Below are 19,449 nucleotides of genomic sequence, written 5' to 3'. Positions count from 1 at the left end.
GACGACCGCGGGATGCGGTCGGACCACGGCCGGGGGCTGTCTACCTCACCCTAGGGGGGCGGCAAAGGTCCAGGCTAGAGCCCCCGACGACCGTGCGCCTGCGCAGACCACACGCTGGCACGTGGTCTCTGAGCACTCAGAGGACGAGCACCTGCACTCAGGGGACGAGCGCCTGCGCTCCGGTGAGGGCGTCCGCCACGGTGCGGGCGTAGAGGTCCTGCCCCGCAGGTGCCGGGTGCACACCGTCCTTGCCGAGGACGTCGGGCTGGGCAGCGACCGCGGCAGCCCAGTCGGCCACGACCACGTTCTCGGGGTGGCGGGCCGCAGCGGCCCGCATCTGGTCGTTCGTCGGGCCGATCCAGCTGCGGTCCGCGGAACCCGTGACGAGCACGAGCACGTGGTCGGGACCGACGGCGGCGACGACGTCCTCCATGACCCGCTCGGTCACCGTGCTGTTGGTCCCCAGGGACACGACCACGTACTTGCGCAGGGTCCCCGCGTCCCGCATCGCCGTGATGATCTCGGGTGCCGTGCTCATCTGGCGTGACACCTCGGCGTCGACGAAGACCCCTGGCAGCGCCGCCTGGAGGGCCGGCACGCTGATGAGGCTCACCGAGTCGCCGACCAGGGTCACCTGGTCACCCGGCGGCGGGACCGTCGGGGCGGGGGCCGGTGTCGGCTCTGCTGGCGCTGTCGGCTCGGGCGTGGGCTCGACCGTGGGCGCAGGCGCGGGCTGCGCCGCGTTGGCCTCCTGCGCAGCCTGTGCCCCTTCGAGGATCTGCGCCTCGAGCGAGGACGTGGCGGGCTCGCGGACCCCGGCGAGCACGAAGGCGCTCACGAGACCGAGGGCCAGCACCGCGGCCACCGCGAGACGGACCCGGGCGAGGGGCGAGCGGCCCGGTGCTGCCTGCTCGGCGCGCGCAGCGACGACCAGCCGCCGTGCGCGGCCCGCGACCCGCATCCAGAGCGCCCGGATGCCGGCGATCATCACCGGACGCTCGAGGTACTTGTACGACACCCAGGCGGCGACCGCAGTGACCACGGTCGCCACGGCGGCGACCGACCACGACGTCGACCGACCCGGGTTCTCCGCGCCCATGAGGCTCGCGACGAGCACGACGATCGGCCAGTGCCACAGGTAGATCCCGTAGGAGCGCACGCCGACCCAGCGCAGGGGCCGGACCTCGACCCGTCGTGCGAGCGGCTGGCTGCGGATGAGGAAGGCGATGAGCCCGAGGGCGAAGAGCGAGGCGAGCACGAGCCCGCCGCGGTACGTGAACGCGTCGTCGACGGACATCGTGAGGGTCAGGACCACGAGGCCCACGGCGCTCGTGAGGCCGAGGGCGTGACGCCACCACCGACGGCGCGACGTCGGGAACCAGCGCGCGAAGCGGCTCTGGACGGGCAGCAGAGACTGGCTCGCGAACTCCACGTCAGGCACCTGCGGGGTGTCGCGCGGGGTCCGCGGGGCGAACCAGAGCGCGAAGAACGCCCCGGCCATCAGACCGAAGAGGTGCGTGTCCGTGCCGAAGTACACGCGCGACGGGTCCCCCGACGGGTCGTAGGCGACGGCCATCCACACCGCTGATCCCACGGCGAAGAGACCCGTGACCACCAGACCGGTCACCCGAGAGCGCCGCACCGAGAAGACGGCGAGCAGCACGAGCGGCCAGAACAGGTAGAACTGCTCCTCGACCGCGAGGGACCAGAAGTTGGCGAAGAGCTGCGGCACGAGGTCGGCCGAGTACGAGGTGCCCTGGGCGATCGCGAACCAGTTGCTCGCGAAGGTCAGCGCCCCCAGGACCTGCAGCTTGATCCCGACGAGGACGTCACCGCCGATCACCCCGGCCGCAGCTGTGCAGACCACCACCACGGCCACCATCGCCGGGATGATGCGTCTGACCCGCCTCGTCCAGAAGTGCCGCAGGGACACGCGCCCGGTCTGCACACGCTCGCGCACGAGCAGCGTGGTGATGAGGAAGCCGGACAGCACGAAGAAGACGTCCACACCGATGAAGCCGCCCGGGAGCAGCGCCGGCAAGAAGTGGTAGACGAGGACCGCGAGGACGGCGACGGCCCGCAACGAGTCGAGGCCGTAGATGCGCGGCGGCCGCGACGACGAGCGGGGCGCGACAGGCTTGCGGATCGTCCCGAGCGGCACCGCCGGACGGTCCATCCGTTCGAGCCCTTCGGGCAGCGTGACACGCCCGAGCTCGCGGACCGTGGTCGACGGTCCGCGGTCCGAGCGTGGCTGACGGGGAGTCGAGGCAGCCATCGTCAGTCGGTGAGGTCTCTGACGACGGTGTCGGCGAGCAGGCGCCCACGACGGGTCAGCACGACACGCCCGGCGATGGCCGCGCGCCCGTCGACGAGCCCGTCGGCCACGTGCTGGGCCACGGCCGTGCGGGCACGGGGAGACAGGTCGGCCGTCGCGAAGCCCTCGCGCAGACGGACACCGAGCATGACCCGCTCGAGCTGCGCCGAGGCGTCGTCGAGGGTCTCCTGCCCGGCCGACGGGCTCAGACCCTGACCGAGCCGGTTGGCGTAGCGGACGGGGTGCTTGACGTTCCACCAGCGCAGGCCGCGGGTGCCCGGGACGTCCGAGCCGAGGTAGGAGTGCGCGCCTGGACCGACGCCCCACCAGTCGTCGCCGCGCCAGTAGGCGAGGTTGTGGCGGCAGGCCCGCTGCACGCCGTCGACCGTGCGCGCCCAGTTGGAGACCTCGTACCAGCCGAGGCCAGCCTCGGTCAGCAGGTCGTCGGCGAGCTCGTACTTGGCGGCCTGGTCGTCCTCGTTCGGCAGGGTCAGCTGCCCGCGGCGGACCTGGGCGGCCATCTTGGTGCCCTGCTCGACCACGAGCGCATAGGCCGACACGTGGTCGACACCTGTCGCGAGGGCCGACTCGACGCTCGTCCGCCAGTCGTCCAGGGTCTCCCCCGGTGTGCCGTAGATGAGGTCGAGTGAGACGTCGAGGCCGAGGTCGCGCGCCCACCGGACCACGTCGGGGATGCGGCGCGGGTCGTGCGTGCGCTCGAGGGTCGCGAGCACGCTCGGGACCGCCGACTGCATACCGAAGGACACCCGCGTGAACCCGGCGTCGGCGAGGACCTTCAAGGACTCCGGGGTCACCGAGTCCGGGTTCGCCTCGGTCGTCACCTCGACGTCCTCGGCGAGCCCCCACGTGCTGCGGACAGCCGCCAGCATCGTCGCGAGGTCGCGGGCCGGCAGCAGCGTGGGCGTGCCGCCACCGACGAACACCGTCGACACCTCGCGGCGCGGCAGGCCTGCCGCGTCCATGAGGCGCCCGGCCATCTCGATCTCGGAGACGGCCGTCGTCGCGTACGCGGACTGGCTCGCGCCACCGCCGAGCTCGCTCGCGGTGTACGTGTTGAAGTCGCAGTACCCGCACCGCACTGTGCAGAACGGGACATGCATGTAGACGCCGAACCGGCGGTCAGCCGCACCGGACGCCACCCAGGTGGGGAGCGTGCCGTCGTCGGGAGCCGGGTCGCCGTCGGGGAGAGCCGGGGTCACGACTGCCTCACTTCTTCTTGTCTCGGGACTCCGTCTGCTCGGAGGTCAGGGCGGCGATGAAGGCTTCCTTCGGGACCTCGACAGACCCGATGGTCTTCATGCGCTTCTTGCCCTCCTTCTGCTTCTCGAGGAGCTTGCGCTTGCGGGAGATGTCTCCGCCGTAGCACTTGGCGAGGACGTCCTTGCGGATGGCACGGATGGTCTCGCGCGCGATCACGCGCGCACCGACAGCAGCCTGGATCGGCACCTCGAACTGCTGACGGTTGATGAGGTTCTTGAGCTTGCCGACCATCGACAGGCCGTAGGAGTACGCGTTGTCCTTGTGCACGATCGCGCTGAAGGCGTCCACCTGCTCGCCCTGCAGCAGGATGTCCACCTTGACGAGGTCGGCCGCCTGCTCGCCGATCACGTCGTAGTCGAGCGAGGCGTAGCCGCGGGTGCGGGACTTCAGCTGGTCGAAGAAGTCGAAGACGATCTCCGCGAGCGGGAGGATGTAGCGCATCTCGACCCGGTCGGCCGAGAGGTAGTCCATGCCCTGCAGCTCGCCGCGTCGGCCCTGGCACAGCTCCATGACGGCGCCGATGAACTCCGAGGGGGCGATCACCGTGGCCTTGACGATGGGCTCGCGGACCTCGCCGATCTTGCCGCCCGGGAACTCGCTCGGGTTGGTCACCGTGACGATGCTCTTGTCCTCCATCGTCACCTCGTAGATGACGTTGGGGGCCGTCGAGATGAGGTCGAGGTTGAACTCGCGCTCGAGGCGCTCGCGGACGATCTCGAGGTGCAGAAGACCGAGGTAGCCCACACGGAAGCCGAATCCGAGCGCGACCGAGGTCTCGGGCTCGTAGATGAGCGCGGCGTCGTTCAGCTTGAGGCGGTCCAGGGCGTCACGCAGGACCGGGTAGTCCGAGCCGTCGACCGGGTAGAGGCCGGAGAAGACCATCGGCTTGGGGTCGGAGTAGCCGCCGAGCGCGTCCTCGGCAGGCTTGGCCGCGTTCGTGACGGTGTCACCGACCTTGGACTGGCGGACATCCTTGACACCGGTGATGAGGTAGCCGACCTCGCCGACGCCCAGCCCCTTGGTCGGGATGGGCTCGGGTGACGAGACGCCGATCTCGAGGAGGTCGTGGGTCGCCCGGGTCGACATCATGATGACGCGCTCGCGCGGGGCGAGGTTGCCGTCGACCACACGGACGTAGGTGACCACGCCGCGGTACGTGTCGTACACGGAGTCGAAGATCATCGCGCGCGCCGGGGCGTCGGGGTCGCCGACGGGCGCGGGCGTCTTGAGCACGATGCGGTCGAGCAGCTCGGGGACGCCGACACCCGTCTTGCCCGAGATCTTCAGGACGTCCTCGGGCTCGCAGCCGACGAGGTTCGCGAGCTCTTCCGCGTACTTCTCGGGCTGGGCGGCCGGCAGGTCGATCTTGTTGAGCGCCGGGATGATCGCCATGTCGTTCTCCATGGCGAGGTACAGGTTGGCGAGCGTCTGGGCCTCGATGCCCTGCGCAGCGTCGACCAGCAGCACCGCGGCCTCGCAGGCCGCGAGGGAGCGCGAGACCTCGTAGGTGAAGTCCACGTGGCCCGGGGTGTCGATCATGTTGAGGGCGTAGCCGGTCGGCACGCCGTTCTCGTCGGCGACCTCCCACGGCATGCGCACGGCCTGCGACTTGATGGTGATGCCGCGCTCGCGCTCGATGTCCATGCGGTCGAGGTACTGCGCGCGCATGGCACGCGGGTCGACGACGCCGGTCATCTGGAGCATGCGGTCGGCCAGGGTCGACTTGCCGTGGTCGATGTGCGCGATGATGCAGAAGTTTCGGAGCAGCTCCGGAGCAGTGGCCGCGGGCTGGATGCGGGCGAGGTTGGCCGCTGAAGGGATGGGAGTCACGTGGTCGATTGTCCCACGGACCCGCCGCGGGGCGGCACCCTGTCGACGCGTCGTCGAGCGGTGCCGCCCCGCGGGGCCCCAGCCAGGTGCCGGGGACCGCCGGGACTCGCGGCTGCGGACGGGGTCAGTGCTCGGTCGCGGCCTTCTCGGAGCCTGCACCCGTGAGCGACCTCACCTCCATCTCGGCGAACTTCGCCTTCACGCCCTTCTCGCGGCTCGTCAGCGTGCCGACCACCCCGAGAAGGAAGCCGAGCGGGATGGTGACGATCCCCGGGTTCTCGAGCGGGAACCACGCGAAGTCGATGCTTGCGTCGCGGATCATCGACAGGCTGTTGCCGGCCTCGTCAGTCTTGCCGGAGACCACGGGCGAGAAGGCGATGAGCACGAGGCACGAGCCGAGCCCGCCGTACATGCTCCACAGGGCGCCCCGCGTGTTGAACCTCTTCCAGAACAGCGAGAAGAGGATGGTCGGCAGGTTCGCGCTCGCGGCGACGGCGAAGGCCAGGGCGACGAGGAAGGCGACGTTCTGGCCGTTGGCGAAGATGCCGCCGATGATCGCGAGGAGACCGATGACCACGACGGTCATCCGGGCGACCTTGACCTCGCCGTCGGGGTTCACCTCGCCCTTCTTGATGACCGAGGCGTAGATGTCGTGGGCGAAGCTCGCGGCGGCCGTGATGGTCAGTCCCGCGACGACGGCGAGGATCGTCGCGAAGGCGACGGCCGAGATGAGACCGAGCAGGATCTCCCCGCCGAGGGCGAAGGCCAGCAACGGGGCCGCCGAGTTCACGCCGCCGGGTGCGGCGTTGATCGTGTCGGCACCGACCAGGGCTCCGGCCCCGTAGCCGAGCACCAGCGTGAAGAGGTAGAAGATGCCGATCAGCCAGATGGCCCAGACGACAGACCTGCGGGCCTCTTTGGCTGTCGGGACCGTGTAGAAGCGCATGAGGACGTGCGGCAGACCGGCTGTGCCGAGCACCAGGGCGAGCGCGAGGGACAAGAAGTTGAGCTTGCTCGTCTCACTGCCGCCGTACTGCGCGCCAGGCTCGGCGAGCCCGGGGATGCCCGAGGTGGTGATCGCCCCCTGGATGACGTCCGAGAGGTTGAAGCCGAACTTCGCGAGGACCCAGACCGTCATGATCCCGGCGCCCGCGATGAGCAGGATCGCCTTGATGATCTGCACCCAGGTGGTGCCCTTCATGCCGCCGATGAGCACGTAGACGATCATCAGCGCACCGACCACGGCGATGACGAGGCCCTGGCCGGCCCGGCTGTCGATGCCGAGCAGGAGCGCGACGAGACCGCCCGCCCCGGCCATCTGCGCGAGGAGGTAGAAGAACACGACTGCCAGGGTGGTCAGCGCCGCCGCCATGCGCACAGGGCGCTGCTTGAGGCGGAAGGAGAGGACGTCGGCCATCGTGAACTTGCCGGTGTTGCGCAGCAGCTCGGCGACGAGCAGCAGCGCCACGAGCCACGCGACGAGGAAGCCGATCGAGTACAGGAACCCGTCGTAGCCGTTGATCGCGATCGCGCCGACGATCCCCAGGAAGCTCGCGGCCGAGAGGTAGTCCCCCGCGATGGCCGTGCCGTTCTGCGGACCCGTGAAGGACCGGCCGCCCGCGTAGTAGTCCTCGGCCGTCTTGTTCGTGCGGGAGGCCCGCAGCACGATGACGAGGGTCACCGCGACGAAGGCGAGGAAGATGCCGATGTTGACGACGGGGTTGCCGATGTCCTCGGAGGCGGCGACCACGCCTGCTGCGTGGGGCTGCCCAGAGAGGTCGAGCGGGAGGTGCCCCGAGAGCGGGGCGGGGACGGCGCCGGAGAGGCCCGGCAGGACGACGGCGGTCATACGAGATCACGTCCCTCGATGCGCTGACGGAGCTCGTCCGCCATGGGGTCCTGCTTCTTGTTGGCCCAGCGGGCGTAGATCATCGTGATCGCGAAGGTCGTGACGAACTGGCCGAGGCCCATGAGGAGACCGACGTTGATGGTCCCCCACACCTTCGTGCTCATGAAGTCGTGCGCGTAGTCCGCGAGCAGCACGTAGGTGAGGTACCAGAGGAAGAAGAAGGCTGTCATCGGGAAGACGAAGCGCCTGAAGCGCCGTCGCAGCGCCTGGAACTCCGGGCTGTCCTGCACCTGCTCGTAGTCGAGGAGGTCGCCGGTGCGGTCGTGCGGTCCGGGTGGGCCCGTCGGCGGTCGGCCGTCGGGCGGGGTCGGGGACTGGGTCGAGTCGGTCATCGCGCCTCCTGTGGCTGCCCGGGCGTCGTTGCACGGAGCAGGCTGAGTTGTGTGACCCGGGCCACACTGCCGCAGGTGCGGATGGGTCGCAACCAGGGCGACCGACGCGGTGGCAGCTAGTCTGCGGTCATGGCGAAGACTCCCTGGACCTCGACAGCCGTCCGTCTCGCGCGAGCCGTGATCGGCAGCCTGACGCGAGGCGGGACGGCGGGAGGGCGACCGGCAGCGGGTGCTCCCCGCGGCGGTGGGACAGGCGCGCGCGAGGGTGGGGGCCGAGGCAGCGGCAGCCGCACGGGCACGTCGGCCCAGGGCACCACGGGCGGGCCGACCGCAGCAGCTGCGTACCCCGGCGACTTCACAGGCACCCTGCGGCCGCAGTACTCGCCTCAGCTCGACGGCGCCCCGGACCCTGGCGAGATCGTCTGGACCTGGGTCCCCTACGAAGAGGACTTCTCTCGCGGCAAGGACCGCCCCGTGCTGCTCGTCGGACGGGACGGTGCCTGGTTGCTCGGGCTGATGCTCACGAGCAAGGACCACAGCCGCGACGCCGCCGACGAGGCGCGGTACGGACGCCGGTGGATCGACGTGGGCTCGGGTCCGTGGGACTCGCAGGGCCGGGACAGCGAGGTGCGGGTCGACCGCGTCGTGCGGGTCGACCCTGGGGCCGTCCGCCGGGAAGGCGCGATCCTGCCCGAGACCGTGTTCACGAAGGTCGTGACGGCCGCTCGACGCTGAGAGCGTCTCGCTCAGCGGAGGCCCCGGTGAGCGGGGGTCTCGGTGAGTGTCGGCTCACACGGTCGCAGGCCGTCAGACCTGTCGTCGAGCGGGGCGATCTGGTAGGTTCGATCATTGCGTGCTCCGCCCGGGTCGGCGGGCACCATTCCAGTACCTCTCCACGGGTTCCCCACCCCAGTCCCGGTGCTGGAAACGCCTTCTACGACCTGTTCACTCGCTCCGGCGAAATTATCAGAGAGTCCTCACGTGGCTAACATCAAGTCTCAGATCAAGCGCATCGGCACCAACGAGAAGGCTCGCCTTCGCAACAACGCCGTCAAGACCGAGCTCCGCACGCACGTTCGTCGTGTGCGGACCGCGATCAACGCCGGCGACAAGGATGCTGCTGCCGCTGCACTGGTCATCACGTCCAAGAAGCTCGACAAGGCCGTGTCCAAGGGCGTCATCCACGCCAACCAGGCCGCGAACCGCAAGTCGGCTCTTGCAAAGGCCGTCCACGGCCTGTGAGTCTCACTGATCTCTGACACCTCGGTGCCAGAGATCGCGCCCAAGGCGTCGCTTCCCGTGTCGGGGCGGCGCCTTCGTCGTACCCGGGCTCGGCGGGACGGGCGCCGAGGTCACCACATCTCTTCACACGTTTATCTCATCTATGAGATACGGTGGCGAGCATGACGACGATCGACGCCGCGCGGATCGGTACCCTCATCCGCGACGCCCGCAAGCTCCACGGTTGGACCCAGGCGCACCTGGCCGAGAAGATCGGGACCAGCCAGAGCGCTGTCAACCGGATCGAGAAGGGTGGCCAGAACCTCTCGCTCGACACCGTCCGGCGGATCTCCGAGGCCCTCGACGCCGAGCTCCTCACGCTCGGCCGCAACGACGTCATGCACCTGCGGGTGCACGGGGGCCGTGAGCTCAGCGGCGCCGTCGACATCCGCTCGTCGAAGAACGCTGCCGTCGCGCTGCTCTGCGCCTCGCTGCTCAACCGCGGACGGACCACCCTCCGCGGGGTCGCGAGGATCGCCGAGGTCGACCGCATCCTCGAGGTGCTGCGCAGCATCGGCGTGAGCGCCGAGTGGACCGAGGACGGCCGCGACCTCGTGCTCCAGCCACCCGTGACCCTCGCCCTCGACGAGATGGACCAGGAGGCGGCGCGCCGCACCCGCAGCATCCTCATGCTGCTCGGCCCGCTCGTGCACGACCGCCCCGCCTTCCAGCTCCCCTACGCCGGGGGCTGCGACCTCGGGACCCGGACGGTCGAGCCGCACATGCTCGCGCTGCGCCACTTCGGCGTCGAGGTCCGCGCGACGGAGGAGAAGTACCACGTCGAGGTCGACCACGACCGCCGGGCAGACGGCGCGATCGTGCTCGTCGAGCGCGGCGACACCGTCACCGAGAACGCGATCCTCGCAGCGGCCCGTCACGACGGCGCCACGACGATCCGCAACGCGAGCCCGAACTACATGGTCCAGGACCTCTGCTTCTTCCTCGAGGACCTCGGCGTGAAGATCGAGGGCATCGGGACCACGACGCTCGTGGTGCACGGGGTGCCCGTGATCGACACCGACATCGAGTACGCACCGTCCGAGGACCCCGTCGAGGCGATGACCTTCCTCGCGGCTGCTGTCGTCACGAAGTCGTCGATCACGATCCGCCGCGTGCCGATCGAGTTCGTCGAGATCGAGCTCGCGATCCTGCGGACCATGGGCTTCCGCTACGACATGACCGAGGAGTACATGTCGACGAACGGGCGGACCAGGCTGGTCGACCTCACCACGCACGTGAGCGAGCTCAAGGCACCGATCGACAAGATCCACGCGATGCCCTTCCCTGGTGTGAACATCGACAACCTGCCGTTCTTCGCCGTCATCGCGGCGTCGGCCGAGGGTGGGACGCTCATCCACGACTGGACCTACGACAACCGCGCGATCTACCTCACCGAGCTGACGAACCTCGGCGCGAACGTCCGGCTGCTCGACCCGCACCGCGTGCTCGTCGAGGGCCCGACGCGGTGGCGCGGGGCGGAGCTCATGTGCCCGCCGGCGCTGCGTCCCGCGGTCGTGGTGCTGCTCGGCATGCTCGCCGCGCAGGGCACCTCGGTGCTGCGCAACGTGTACATGATCCGCCGCGGCTACGAAGACCTGGCCGACAGGCTCACGGCGCTCGGTGCGCAGATCACGGTGTTCCGGGACGCCTGAGGACGACCGCTCGACCTCCCCGGCCGACGCCCGCGAGCACCTGCCCGCATGCGTCGGCCAGGGACCACGGCTGCGAGGTGGTCCCTGGCGTGCGACGGCAGAAGCGGTCGGCACAGGGCGCCGAGCGGCGGGGCGTCAGCAGTCCCTCAGCGGCCCGCGCTGCGGGCGACGGTGAGGACGGCGCGCTCGACGGCGAAGACCGGGTCGCGGCCGGCGCCCTTGACCTCGGCATCGGCCTGGGCTGTCGCCGTGATGGCCGTCGCGAGGCCTTCGGGCGTCCAGCTCGCGAGGTCTTTGCGGGCACGGTCGACCTGCCACGGGGCGAGCCCCATGTCGGAGGCGCTGCCGCCCCGGCCGCGCATCCCGGCGACCTTGGCGAGGGTGCGCAGCTTCATGGCGAGGGCGGCGACGACGGGGACGGGGTCGGCCCCGGTGTCGAGCGCGTGACGGAGCAGGGCGACAGCCTGACCGGCGTCGCCTGCGATGGCGGCGTCGGCGACCCTGAAGCCCGTCGCCTCGACCCGTCCGCCGTAGTAGCGGGACACGGCGGTCTCGTCGATGGTCTTCTCGGAGTCGGCCATGAGCTGCGAGCAGGACGAGGCGAGCTCGCGCAGGTCGCTGCCGACAGCCTCGACGAGCGCGCGGACCGCACCCGCTGTGGCGCGGCGTCCGCCGCGCTTGAACTCGGCAGCCGCGAAGGCCACCTTCTCGGCGTCCTTCTTGATGGGGTCGCAGGTGACCACCGGGGCGCCACTCGCGCGGATCGCGTCGAGCATCTTCTTGCCGCGCACTCCCCCGCGGTGCTCGAGGACGAGGAACACGTCGTCGGCCGGGGCAGAGAGATAGGCGATGACATCGGTCATCAGGGCATCGGTGGTCGCCTCGACGCTCTCGACCACGACGATCCGCGGCTCGGCGAAGAGTGACGGGCTGGTGAGGACCGAGAGCATGCCTGACTGGTAGAGCGCCGCCTGGACCGTCGTCTTCTCGGTCTCGGGGTCGACCTCGCGGGCCAGCCCGACGAGCCTCTCGACAGCCCTGTCGACGAGCAGCCCCTCGGCCCCGTGGACCAGGACGACCGGTGCGAGCGTCGCCTCGTCCCACGCGAGTCCAGGAGTCTTGCCACGTGCTGAGCTTCGGGGGGCGGCCATGGTCCAAGGGTGTCACGAGCAGCCGCCTGCGACCAAGGTCTGACCCCGGCGGACGAGGACTCCCGAGGTGCTGCACAGGTCGGTGCGCAGGATGGTCGCGCCGTGGGACTCATAGAGGTCGAGGGCGTCCTGCGTGGGGTGCCCGTAGGTGTTGTCGGCGCCGACACCGACGAGCACGACGTCGGGGCTGAGCAGGCGAGCGAGGTCTGGGTCCTGCGCGCGGGAGCCGTGGTGCGCCATCTTGACGACGTCGACAGGGCCGAGGCTCACACCGTCGTCGGTCAGGCTCCGCAGGAGGGCGGCCTGGCCTCGTGCCTCGAGGTCACCGAGGGCCACGACGCTGAGCTCCGGGGTGCGGATCACCATGACGACGCTCCCGTCGTTCGCCGCCCCGTCCTCAGCCGTCTCCACTGTCGGTTGCCCGGCAGCTCGGCCCTCCGCGCCCCCTGCAACGGGGGCCAAGACCCCCCACACGACCTGCTCGGGCGCCGGGCCGGCCAGCAGCTCCAGCCCGCCCGGGTTCGCGCTCACTGCCTGCCACGGGATGCTCGCGGCGTCGAGCAGCCGTGCGACCCCCTCGGCGTGGCCGGCCGGCTCCCGGACCGGGCTGACGTAGGCCTCCTCGACCACGCGCCCGTCGAGGACCTCGGCGAGCCCGCCGACGTGGTCGTCGTGGAAGTGCGTGAGCACCAGGAGGTCGAGGGTCGTGACACCGAGCTCGTCGAGGCAGCGTGCCGCTGCGTCACCGGGCGGTCCGACGTCGACCATGACCGCCCGGCCCGGTCCGGTCTGAACGACGAGGGCGTCGCCCTGGCCGACGTCGCACACCACTACCTGCCAGTCGGCGTCCCAGGCCACTCCCCCGCCGCGCAGCACGTCAGCCAGCCACGGCGGCTGTGTCTGCCAGACGACGAGGAGCCCGACGAGCGCGCAGGTCAGCAGGCCGGCGGCTCGCGAGAGCGGTCGTGCCGCCGCGTGCACGGCCCCGGTCCCGCGTGACCCCCCGGTGCCCAGCCTGGCGAAGACGGCTGGAGCCCGTCCCCGGCGCGGTGCGCTGGGCGGTGCCCCGATCCCGGCGACGAACATCCCCGTCCGCGCCGTCCACACGATGCTGCTCCAGCGCCAGACGAGCACGACCCCTGCCGCTGACACGAGCGCGAGCAGGAGAGCACCCGGTGCCCCGGCCGCCCATGGGATGCTCGCGAGGGGTGCTCCTGCGAGGCGCTCGGCGACCTCGGCGATCCACCAGGTGGCCCAGCCTGCGACCTGCGCGAACAACCCTGCCGCACCCGGCCACCACGGCGCGAGGAGCGCTCCGACGACGCCGAGGACCGTGGCCGGGACGAGCGCCGGGGCGGCCAGCACGTTGGCCGGGACAGCGTAGGTCGCCACGACAGGGTCGAGCAGGACGATCACCGGCGCGCAGGCGAGCTGGGCGGCGAGCGGGACCGCGACAGCCAGAGCCATCCACCGCGGCAGTGCGCGTCCGAGCCAGGCGGCGATCGGCCGGGTCCCGACGACCAGCCCTGCGGTCCCCAGAGCGGAGAGCACGAAGCCATAAGAGCGCACAAGGAATGGGTCCACCGCGAGCAGCACGAGGACCGCCGCGCACAGCGCCGAGAGCGCCTGACCAGGACGCCCGAGCAGCACGGCGACCAGGGCGACGGCGGACATCGCGGCGGCCCGCACGACGCTCGGCTCCGGGTGCACGAGCAGCACGAACCCGGCCATCGCGAGCCCGGCGACCACGACCCTGACGCGCCGAGGCAGCCGGACGAGCGTGCACAGCCCGGCGACCGTCGCGAAGATGATCGCGAAGTGCGACCCCGAGACGGCCGTGACGTGGGTGAGCGAGGTCGTCTTCATCGCGGCGTCCAGACGCGGCGAGAGCATCGACGTGTCCCCCACGGCGACACCTGGCACGAGGCCGCGCGCCTGCTCGGGCAACGTGGACGAGACGTCGACGAAGGAGGACCGCACCGTGCTCACTGCCCGCAGGAGGGGACCTGGAGGCTCGAGGACCCGCAGCGCGGGAGAAGAGGGGGCCGCCTCCCGCAGCGCGAGCATCGCTGTCGTCGCGCTCCCCGGGTCGACCGCGAGCAGCTGCCCGTCGACCTCCACGGTCGAGCCGTAGTCGACGTCAGCCAGGGCCGTGCCTCCGAGCACGACCACGTCCCCGTGAGCAGGGCCGGTCGACAGCACGCCGCCGGACCAGCCGGTCACCGACGTCAGGGCGATCGTCCGCACGACCCGCGGCTCGCCATCAAATCCAGCGGAGGTGGTCCGCGGCTCCGACACGACCGACCCGCGGACGGTCCCGCTCGCTCCGGCTCCGACAAGACCGGGCAGGAGACCCGTGCTCCCGGCCTTCAGCTGTGCTGCGACCACCAGACTCAGCACCATCACGACAGCACCGACGAGCACGAGCTGACCGAGACTGGCACGCACGACCGGCGGCGGGGCTGACCACCACCGGAGCAGCACGGCACGGACCGCGACGAGCAGCAGGACGGTGACACCCGCAACCGCTGCGCACACGGCGACCGGCCGGACCTCGGAGGCGACAGACCACCAGGTCACCGACGAGCCAGCCAGCGTCGCCGGGACCAGCCGGAGGTCCCGCGGGACGCCGCTCATACCGTGACCAGGGCGCGGAGGCCCTCGAAGACGACAGGGCCGATCCCCGAGACGTCCTGGAGCTGGTCGACCGAGCCGAAGGTACCGTTGGACTCTCGCCAGTCGAGGATGCGCTGCGCGAGCGCCGGACCCACCCCGGGGAGAGTCTGGAGCTCCTCCGAACCCGCGCTGTTGAGGTTCACCGATGCCGCACCTGGAGTCCCGCTCGTGTCACCTCCGCCCGGTCCACTCGCCGGAGCTGGCCCGGCCCCGGGCACCTGGACGGCCTCCCCGGGTGCAGGCACGTAGACCTGCTCGCCGTCGACGGCCTGCCGGGCAAGATTCACCGCTGCGGTGTCGGCCTCCGCGGTCGCGCCGCCTGCCGCGGCGATGGCGTCGACCACCCGTGAGCCCGCCGGGATCTCGACGACGCCTGGCGCGTTGACCTGCCCGACGACGTGGACGAGCACCGTCTCGCCGCTCGCCCCTGCTCCGGACGAAGCCTCGTCCCCCGGATCGGACGACCCGTCTCCCATCTCACCGGAGGTCGTCTGAGCGGCATCGCCCTGGTTCTCTCCACCGTCCTGATCGTCTCCGATCGTCTGAGCCTCAGCAGCCGCGCCGTCACCCTCGCTGACGGCGACAGGCTCGACCGACATGGTCCTCAGGTCACGCACCACCACGACACCCCCGACGACGAGCAGCGCCACGGCAGCTGCGAGGGCCGCTCGCAGCCCGAGCGCCCAGCGTCGGCGTCCTGTCTCGCGGTCCACGAGCGTGTCGTGCTCGGCCGGGTGGCCGTGGGCTGCGGTGTAGGCGGCAGCGACCGAGCGGACGAGCGCGCTGCCCGGGGCCTCGGGCAGGTCTCTGGCGTCGGACGCCGCCGACAAGTCGTCAGCCCAGTCGTCAGCCAAGCCGCCTGGCCCCTCGTGCCCTTGGACGTGCTCCCGCTCGCGCGAGTCCCCGCCGTCCTCCCGCAGGCGACCTCGGGACCTGGTCGGAAGTCCACCGGAGGGCCCGTGCTCGTCTGGTCCGTCAAGAGATCGAGGTGCAGTCACCTGCCAGACGCTAGATCTGGGCGCGTGCCTCGGCACTCGCCCTCGCGCCGTCTGTGGAAGCCCCGGCTACCCGAAGGCCTGTGGACACAGAGCAAGCCTGTCGAGGCCCCAGGGGCCTCGGCCTACTGCTCCCCAACCCCGACGTCGACAGCTCCCGGGTCGTCGACCGACACGAGCGCGAGCAACCCCGGTCCGACGTGAGCCCCGAGGACAGCGCTGACCGGCGAGACGAGCACAGAGCGACCTGTCGCGTCCTCGACCCGCCGCGCGCACCCCCTCGCCGCCGCGTCGTCGCCCAGGTGGTGCACGGCGAAGCGCACGTGCGGGCTCGCATCGAGGGCCGCCTCTGCTGCAGCGACCAGCCTGTCGGCACCGGCACCTCGGGACCGGACCTTCTGGACCACCTCGATCCGCCCGTCGCGCACGCCGAGCACGGGCCGCAGCCCGAGGGCGGTCCCGATCGCCGCAGCAGCAGCACTCAGTCGTCCGCCCCGTCGCAGGTGGTCGAGGGAGTCGACCACGAACAGCGCACGGGTCGACTCCGCCACCCGCTCGGCGACACGCACCACCTCGTCGGCGGGCGCGCCGGCCGCAGCGGACCGGGCTGCGGCGAGGGCCGCGAAGCCCAGGCCTGTCGCGACGGTCCGCGAGTCGACCACCTCGACAGGGACCGGGCTGTCGGCCGCGGCGAGGGCGGCTGCCCGGACCGTCCCTGAGAGCTCACCCGAGAGGTGCACCGAGACGATCCGCTCGGCTCCGGCAGCCGCAGCCGCCCTGTAGACCTCGAGGAAGGCACCCACCGAGGGCTGCGACGTCGTGACGACGGCGTGCCGGTCGAGCGCCGCGACCAGGGCAGCCGAGTCGAGGTCGAGACCCTCGTGGAAGGTCTCGCCGTCGATCCCCACCTGGAGCGGGACCACCCCGACCCTGTGCTCGGCCGCGAGGCCCGCAGGCAGCGAGGCCGTCGAGTCCGTCACGACCAGGACGCGGCGCAGGGCCGCGCCGGCTGCTGCCGGCACGGCCCCGTCGGTGCGGTCTCCCGCCATGTCTGCTCGAGCCGCTACTTCGCCGGGACGATGTTGACCAGCTTGGGCGCGCGAGTGATGACCTTCATGACCGCACGGCCGTCGAGCGCACGCTGCACCCCCGGGTCGGCGAGGGCGAGCGCCTCGAGGTCCGCCTCGGAGATCGCCGGCGGCACGTCGGCGCGGCCGCGCACCTTGCCCTGCACCTGGAACACGCAGGTCACCGAGTCCTGGACGAGGTACTGCTCGTCCGCGACAGGGAAGGGCTCGTAGGTGAGCGACTCGTCGTGGCCGAGGCGCTCCCACAGCTCTTCGGCGATGTGCGGGGCGACCGGTGCGGTCATCAGCACGATCGCCTCGGCAGCCTCGCGCGGCACGGCCTCGAGCGTGGTCAGGTGGTTGTTGAGCGTGATGAGCTTCGCGATCGCCGTGTTGGTGCGCATGTTCTCCATCTCGACGCGCACGTCGGCGATGGCACGGTGCACGTGGCGCAGCGTCTCGTCCGAGGCCGGCTCGTCGGTGACGGTGAGCTCACCGGTCTCCTCGGAGACCACGTTGCGCCACAGGCGCTGCAGGAACCTCTGCGACCCGACGACGGCGCGCGTGTCCCACGGGCGGGACACGTCGAGCGGGCCCATCGACATCTCGTAGACCCGGAAGGTGTCCGCACCGTAGGCCTCGTACATGTCGTCGGGCGTGACGACGTTCTTGAGCGACTTGCCCATCTTCCCGTACTCACGGGTGACGGACTCGCCGTTCCACACGTACATGCTCGAGCCGTCGCCCGCCGTGATCTCCTCGACCTCGTCGGCCGGGACGTAGGCGCCGCGCGCGTCGACGAAGGCGTAGGCCTGCACGTAGCCCTGGTTGAAGAGCTTGTGGAAAGGCTCGACGCTCGACACGTACCCGAGGTCGAAGAGCACCTTGTGCCAGAAGCGCGCGTAGAGCAGGTGCAGCACGGCGTGCTCGACACCGCCGACGTAGAGGTCGACACCGCCGGCAGCACCAGCGGTCGAGTTGTGGTTCGGACCCATCCAGTACTCGTCGAGGCTCGCGTCGACCGGCACCGTCGCCGACGGGCCGTCGTTGTGGGGGTCGAGGTAGCGCAGGTAGTACCAGCACGACCCGGCCCAGTTGGGCATGGTGTTGGTCTCGCGCCGGTACTCGCGCGGTCCGTCGCCCAGGTCGAGCGTGACGGTCACCCAGTCGTCGTTGCGGCCCAGCGGTGGCTCGGGCGAGGAGTCCGCGTCGTCGGGCGCGTAGGTGCGCGGCGAGTAGTCCGGGACGTCCGGCAGGTCGACGGGCAGCATCGCCTCGGTCAGGGCGATGGGCTGGTCGTCGTCGCCGTAGACGATCGGGAAGGGCTCGCCCCAGTAGCGCTGGCGGCTGAAGAGCCAGTCGCGCAGGCGGTAGGTGATGGTGCCCGAGCCGTAGCCCTTGGACTCCAGCCACTCGATCATGCGGCTCTTCGCCTCGGCGACCGAGAGCCCGTCGAGGGAGACCTCGTCGTTGGCGGAGCCGACGATCGCGCCGTCACCCGTCCAGGCGCCTCCCTCGAAGCCCTCGGGCGTCGCGACCGTGTAGACGACGGGCAGGCCGAAGGCTTCCGCGAAGGCGAAGTCGCGCTCGTCGCCGCCGGGCACGGCCATGATCGCGCCGGTGCCGTAGCCCATGAGGACGTAGTCCGCCGTGAAGACGGGCAGCAGCTGGCCGTTCGCAGGGTTGGTCGCGAGGTGACCTGTGAACACACCGGTCTTCTTGCCGGCGTCGGCCTGACGCTCGACGGCCGTCTTGGCGGCGGCCATCGCGCGGTAGGCGGCGACGGCGTCCGCGGGGGTGGCGTGCTCACCGGTCCAGGCGTCCGACGTGCCGTCAGGCCACTCGGCCGGGACCTCGTCGAGCAGCGGGTGCTCGGGAGAGACCACCATGAAGGTGGCGCCGAAGAGCGTGTCCGGACGCGTGGTGAACACGGTGACAGGCTCGCGCCCGCCGACCACGTCGAAGACCACGTGCGCACCCTCGGAGCGGCCGATCCAGTTGCGCTGCATCGCCTTGACCTTGTCCGGCCAGTCGATGCCCTCGAGGTCGTCGACCAGGCGGTCGGCGTAGGCGGTGATGCGCATGTTCCACTGGCGCAGGTTGCGCTGGAACACCGGGAAGTTGCCGCGCTCGGAGCGACCGTCGGAGGTGACCTCTTCGTTCGCGAGCACCGTGCCCAGGCCGGGGCACCAGTTGACCGGGGCGTTCGAGACGTAGGCGAGACGCTGGTCGTTGATGACCTCACGCTGCTCGGCGCTCGTCAGCTCGGCCCACGCGCGGCCGTCGGAGGCCGTCCGCGTCCCGGCGGCGTACTCCGCCTCGAGCTCGCCGATCGGGCGCGCGCGGCCGGTCCCGCCGTCGGGACGCACGGCGTCGACGTCGTACCAGGAGTTGAACATCTTGAGGAAGATCCACTGCGTCCAGCGCACGAACTCTGAGTCGGTCGTCGCGAAGGAGCGGCGATCGTCGTGGGCCAGACCCAGACGGCGGAGCTGCCGGCTCATGTTGGCGATGTTCGCCTCGGTCGTGATGCGCGGGTGCTGACCCGTCTGGACCGCGAACTGCTCGGCTGGCAGGCCGAAGGCGTCGTAACCGAGAGCGTGCAGCACGTTGTCACCGGACATGCGCCGGAAGCGGCCGACGACGTCGGTCGCGATGTAGCCGAGCGGGTGGCCGACGTGCAGGCCTGCACCCGAGGGGTACGGGAACATGTCCATGACGAAGAAGCTCGGGCTCGACGGGTCGGCGTTGCGACCCTTGCCGTCGGTCAGCGGACCTGTCGGGTTGGCGGCGTGGAAGGTCCCGCGCTCGGCCCAGCGCTCCTGCCACCGGAGCTCGATCTCGCCCGCGAGGGCAGCGGTGTAGCGCTGCGAGGGCTCTCCCGGTCCTGTCGAGGAGGGAGTCTGGGCGTGGGTGGCATCCTGCGTGGTCACCCGGACAACTTTACCGCCAGGCTCCGAC

At 70.9% G+C, this 19,449-nt stretch carries 13 protein-coding genes; 3 read left to right on the top strand and 10 right to left on the bottom strand.

The window, feature by feature from the left end:
- Positions 1-157 precede the first annotated feature (157 nt).
- From SANBI_RS06515 to SANBI_RS06495, 5 genes are all read right to left on the bottom strand, one after another.
- A complete protein-coding gene (locus SANBI_RS06515; protein WP_319160093.1) occupies positions 158-2,275 on the bottom strand; it encodes an acyltransferase family protein in 2,118 nt (705 codons plus the stop codon).
- 2 nt (positions 2,276-2,277) lie between these two features.
- Positions 2,278-3,534, bottom strand: a complete 1,257-nt coding sequence (hemW, locus tag SANBI_RS06510; RefSeq protein WP_319160091.1) for a radical SAM family heme chaperone HemW — start codon at positions 3,532-3,534, stop codon at positions 2,278-2,280.
- A 7-nt stretch (positions 3,535-3,541) separates the two neighbouring features.
- Positions 3,542-5,425 (bottom strand): translation elongation factor 4, encoded by a 1,884-nt coding sequence (lepA, locus tag SANBI_RS06505; RefSeq protein ID WP_056131578.1) that lies wholly within the window; start codon positions 5,423-5,425, stop codon positions 3,542-3,544.
- A 124-nt stretch (positions 5,426-5,549) separates the two neighbouring features.
- Positions 5,550-7,274, bottom strand: coding sequence for a solute symporter family protein (locus SANBI_RS06500; RefSeq protein WP_319160088.1), 1,725 nt, complete (start codon positions 7,272-7,274; stop codon positions 5,550-5,552).
- Positions 7,271-7,666 carry a DUF485 domain-containing protein gene (locus SANBI_RS06495; RefSeq protein WP_319160086.1) on the bottom strand — a complete coding sequence of 132 codons (396 nt, stop codon included), beginning with the start codon at positions 7,664-7,666 and terminating at the stop codon, positions 7,271-7,273. Before SANBI_RS06495 ends, SANBI_RS06500 begins: the two co-directional genes overlap by 4 nt.
- A gap of 129 nt (positions 7,667-7,795) precedes the next feature.
- Between SANBI_RS06495 and SANBI_RS06490 the strand changes: the two genes are divergently transcribed.
- The 3 genes from SANBI_RS06490 (at position 7,796) to SANBI_RS06480 (ending at position 10,599) form a co-directional block, all read left to right on the top strand.
- Positions 7,796-8,401 (top strand): type II toxin-antitoxin system PemK/MazF family toxin, encoded by a 606-nt coding sequence (locus tag SANBI_RS06490; RefSeq protein ID WP_319160084.1) that lies wholly within the window; start codon positions 7,796-7,798, stop codon positions 8,399-8,401.
- A gap of 246 nt (positions 8,402-8,647) precedes the next feature.
- The gene (gene rpsT, locus SANBI_RS06485) at positions 8,648-8,908 is read left to right on the top strand and encodes a 30S ribosomal protein S20 (RefSeq protein ID WP_056131572.1); all 261 of its coding nucleotides are present in this window, start codon (positions 8,648-8,650) and stop codon (positions 8,906-8,908) included.
- Positions 8,909-9,069: 161 nt separating this feature from the next.
- Positions 9,070-10,599 carry a UDP-N-acetylglucosamine 1-carboxyvinyltransferase gene (locus SANBI_RS06480; RefSeq protein WP_319160082.1) on the top strand — a complete coding sequence of 510 codons (1,530 nt, stop codon included), beginning with the start codon at positions 9,070-9,072 and terminating at the stop codon, positions 10,597-10,599.
- 146 nt (positions 10,600-10,745) lie between these two features.
- Here SANBI_RS06480 and holA read toward each other — a convergent pair whose 3' ends face one another.
- The 5 genes from holA to leuS form a co-directional block, all read right to left on the bottom strand.
- The gene (gene holA, locus SANBI_RS06475) at positions 10,746-11,750 is read right to left on the bottom strand and encodes a DNA polymerase III subunit delta (protein ID WP_319160080.1); all 1,005 of its coding nucleotides are present in this window, start codon (positions 11,748-11,750) and stop codon (positions 10,746-10,748) included.
- A gap of 12 nt (positions 11,751-11,762) precedes the next feature.
- Positions 11,763-14,387 carry a ComEC/Rec2 family competence protein gene (locus SANBI_RS06470; protein ID WP_319160078.1) on the bottom strand — a complete coding sequence of 875 codons (2,625 nt, stop codon included), beginning with the start codon at positions 14,385-14,387 and terminating at the stop codon, positions 11,763-11,765.
- On the bottom strand, positions 14,384-15,280 hold the full coding sequence (locus tag SANBI_RS06465; protein ID WP_319160076.1) for a ComEA family DNA-binding protein: 897 nt from the start codon (positions 15,278-15,280) through the stop codon (positions 14,384-14,386). The genes SANBI_RS06470 and SANBI_RS06465 overlap by 4 nt, the downstream gene beginning before the upstream one ends.
- Positions 15,281-15,546: 266 nt before the next feature.
- On the bottom strand, positions 15,547-16,470 hold the full coding sequence (locus SANBI_RS06460) for a DegV family protein (RefSeq protein ID WP_319160073.1): 924 nt from the start codon (positions 16,468-16,470) through the stop codon (positions 15,547-15,549).
- A 14-nt stretch (positions 16,471-16,484) separates the two neighbouring features.
- A complete protein-coding gene (gene leuS, locus SANBI_RS06455; RefSeq protein ID WP_319160071.1) occupies positions 16,485-19,421 on the bottom strand; it encodes a leucine--tRNA ligase in 2,937 nt (978 codons plus the stop codon).
- Between the last annotated feature and the right edge of the window lie 28 nt (positions 19,422-19,449).

Origin of the sequence: Sanguibacter biliveldensis, assembly GCF_033798665.1 — a bacterium.
GTDB classification, from domain to species: Bacteria; Actinomycetota; Actinomycetes; order Actinomycetales; family Cellulomonadaceae; genus Sanguibacter; species Sanguibacter inulinus.
The sequence above is the reverse complement of the archived record's forward strand: the minus strand, read 5'-3'. Positions and strand labels throughout refer to the sequence as shown.